This is a genomic window from Vibrio sp. 10N.261.52.A1 (assembly GCF_002876325.1).
Classification (GTDB): Bacteria; Pseudomonadota; Gammaproteobacteria; order Enterobacterales; family Vibrionaceae; genus Vibrio; species Vibrio chagasii.
The window spans coordinates 1-3,031 of sequence record NZ_MCYD01001389.1 but is presented as its reverse complement, the minus strand read 5'-3'; the positions used below and the strand labels follow the sequence as shown (position 1 = coordinate 3,031).

The 3,031-nt window shown below is 44.4% G+C and carries 3 protein-coding genes; all 3 read left to right on the top strand.

The features are described 5' to 3' along the window. Positions 1-19: 19 nt before the first annotated feature. A complete protein-coding gene (locus tag BCT81_RS28170; protein ID WP_102426574.1) occupies positions 20-886 on the top strand; it encodes a LysR family transcriptional regulator in 867 nt (288 codons plus the stop codon). 187 nt (positions 887-1,073) lie between these two features. Next, complete coding sequence (locus BCT81_RS28165) at positions 1,074-2,321, top strand: paraquat-inducible protein A (RefSeq protein ID WP_102426573.1); 1,248 nt, start codon at positions 1,074-1,076, stop codon at positions 2,319-2,321. Positions 2,322-2,345: 24 nt separating this feature from the next. Continuing rightward, positions 2,346-3,031, top strand: a 686-nt coding sequence (locus BCT81_RS28160) for an MlaD family protein (protein WP_133152763.1), incomplete at its 3' end; no start/stop codon positions are given.

Below are 3,031 nucleotides of genomic sequence, written 5' to 3'. Positions count from 1 at the left end.
GTAAAAAGAGAACAATAAAATGAGTAAGCTAAAGCAGATGTCGATTTTCGCTCATATCGTAGAGCAGGGTTCAGTCTCGGCTGCGGCTGAAAAACTAGAATTGTCTAAATCTGTCGTCAGTCAACATCTCAAAATTCTAGAACAAGAGTTAGGCGCCTCTCTCCTTAAACGCACAACACGAAGACAAACTCTGACAAGCATGGGTGAGCGCTTTTATTTGAGTTGCAAAGACATCAACGTGATTGCTGAATCGGCTTGGGATATGGCAAAAGCCGAGCTAGAAGAGCCACAAGGCCGGATTCGTATCACGGCACCGAATGCGTTGATGGATTTATTGGTAGCGCCTGTTATTGCCGATCTGATGAAACAATATCCGAAGTTAAAGCCAGAACTGATAAGCGACGATCAGCATTTAGACTTCATGGAGCACGATATTGATCTTGCGGTACGAGTGGGCAGTTCTCGTGACAGTAACCTCAAACAGAAACGCTTGGGTGAATTTAAAGACGTGTTGTGTGGTGTTGAAAGCATGCGAGAGCGTGAACTTGAATCAATTCCTTATATTGCTAACTCATGGCAAGGAAAACAGGTGACTCATCATTTTGGCTCTCAATGTGAGCAAGACTTCGTCTACCAACAACAAGCCAGTTGTACCACTAATTCATTCCATAGTTGCCTTGCCTTAATCAAATCAGGCGTTGGCATTGGTGTGATCCCAGATTTCTACCTCTCTCAGTCATCCAATGATGTTGTCGACATAATGCCAAGCTTTCAACTACCGACTAACACGGTTTATGCGCTAAATCCATTTGCTTCTAATACGCCTATCGCCATCAAGCTGTGTATTCAAGCATTAGAAGAGAAGCTCAAGCAAAGCTTAATTTGATGCCGACCAGTTGCTATCGGTGCAATTACTAAGATAGAAGATGACAAACCGGTCATCTTCTATCTTCCTACCTCTCATTTCTACCAGATTGCGTTCGTTTAATAGTGTGGACATTGGCAAAAAATCCAATCCTTACTTATATTTACCTAGAGTGTCTAGTTGCTTATTAACATCAAAGGGGACGTCATTGCCAGAGCGCTTTACCAAGTCGTGCCACGAATGCGGGCTGGTTAGTCAGTTTGAAGAACTGTCTGCGGGCAGTGAAGCTTCTTGCCCGAGATGTTCTCACACCTTATCGAGCCTCGGCCATCATAAAGAGCAGGGTGTGATGGCTTATGCGTCGGCTAGCCTTATTGCTTTAATCATGAGCCTGACATTTCCGTATATGTCGTTCAGCGTTCAAGGAATTAGCCAGCAAATCACCCTGTATCAAGCTGTTGATATGATGAATCGAATGGATAACAGCCTGATTGCTATATTACTTTTTCTGGCTGTGATTCTTTTGCCTGCCTATTTTTTGGTGCTTTCTCTCTGGTTTAATCTGCTCGTAGACAGAAAGAAGCACATTCATTATGCGGATAACCGATTCACCTTTTTGGCGTTGAAGTCATTAAGTTGGGCAAAGCCTTGGTTGATGGTCGATGTGTTTTTGATCGGCGTATTGGTCAGCTTAATCAAGATCGCAGCATTAGCCGATGTATCGATGGGGATATCATTCTGGGCGTTTTGTATCTATGCCATGCTGGTGGTTAAGACCATCTCTTTAGTCGATTTTGATTGGTTATGGGATCGCTTGGTACCAACCAAAGCCCCGCAAGAACCAATGATCGGGAGCATATTTCAAAATAAGCAGCATCTTTCTTGTCATATCTGTGGGCAAGTCCACCATTACAGCGACAGCCTCCACCGTTGTACCCGTTGCCACACTCACTTACATCACTTTGAGCCAGTCAAAAACTTACAAATCGCGTGGGCGCTGTTGTTCACCTCTGTCGTTTTCTATATTCCAGCAAACCTATATCCAATGATGTATACGTCTGCGTTCGGAACCAGTGAAGGTTCCACCATCATGGAAGGGGTGATCTTGCTTTGGAATATGGGTTCATACCCTGTGGCACTCATCATTCTTATCGCGAGCGTGTTTATCCCTATGGCGAAGATGGTCGCCTTGGCATATCTGTATTGGAACGCCAAAAGGGTGCATGGGCTGACCGAGCAAAAGGCAAATCGTTATCTTAAAGTTTATCGCGTGACTGAGTTCATTGGACGTTGGTCGATGATAGACATTTTCGTTGTCGCAATATTGGTGGCATTGGTTCAATTGGATGGCGTTATGGCGATTTACCCGGGGCCTGCGGCGCTGTCGTTTGCAGCTGTCGTGATATTTACGATGTTGTCAGCGATGATTTTCGATTCTCGAATTATATGGAAGTAATCTCCTCAAAGAGGTGTGAAACACATGGAAAAGCAAAGTACTTCGGATGCGAAGGTATCAAAAAAAAGTGAGTTGTCGCCCGTTTGGATTGTTCCAATCATTGCGGTTTTGGTGGGGTGTTGGATGCTGTTTCAATACTTCAATAATCGCGGGCCAGAGATCACTCTGATCTTACCGGATGCGTCTGGTATTGAAGCGGGAAAAACGGCGATAAAATCTAAGAATGTGCATGTAGGTACGATTACCGACGTCGTTCTGAGTGAGGACTATGAATACATCATTGCAAAAGCTCAAATAGACAAGAAAGCTTCACGTATGATCAATGCTGAAACCCAGTTTTGGGTAGTGGAACCGCATGTTGGTACTGACGGCATTAGCGGTCTTGAGACTATTTTGTCGGGCTCTTACATTGAGCTCAAACCGGGTAAATCGAGTGAAGCCCAATTGAGGTTTGATGTGTTGGATACACCTCCAGTAGCGGGACCAGACACCAAGGGTATCAGGGTTGTAGTTTCCCACAATAAAGCGAATCAACTCTCAGTTGGTGAACCGGTGTTGCACCATGGTTTCGTGGTAGGGAGAGTTGAGAAAACCAGCTTCGACTATCAAAAGAAAGAGGGTAAATATCAGCTGTTCATCTTTGCTCCCTATGATGGGTTAATTTTCGAAAAAACACAGTTTTGGCTCTCTTCTGGCATTGATGTCAGATG

Bases quoted from the DNA above. Each gene is read 5' to 3' on its own strand.
- BCT81_RS28170 (WP_102426574.1), top strand. From the start codon at position 20: ATGAGTAAGCTAAAGCAGATGTCGATTTTCGCTCATATCGTAGAGCAG.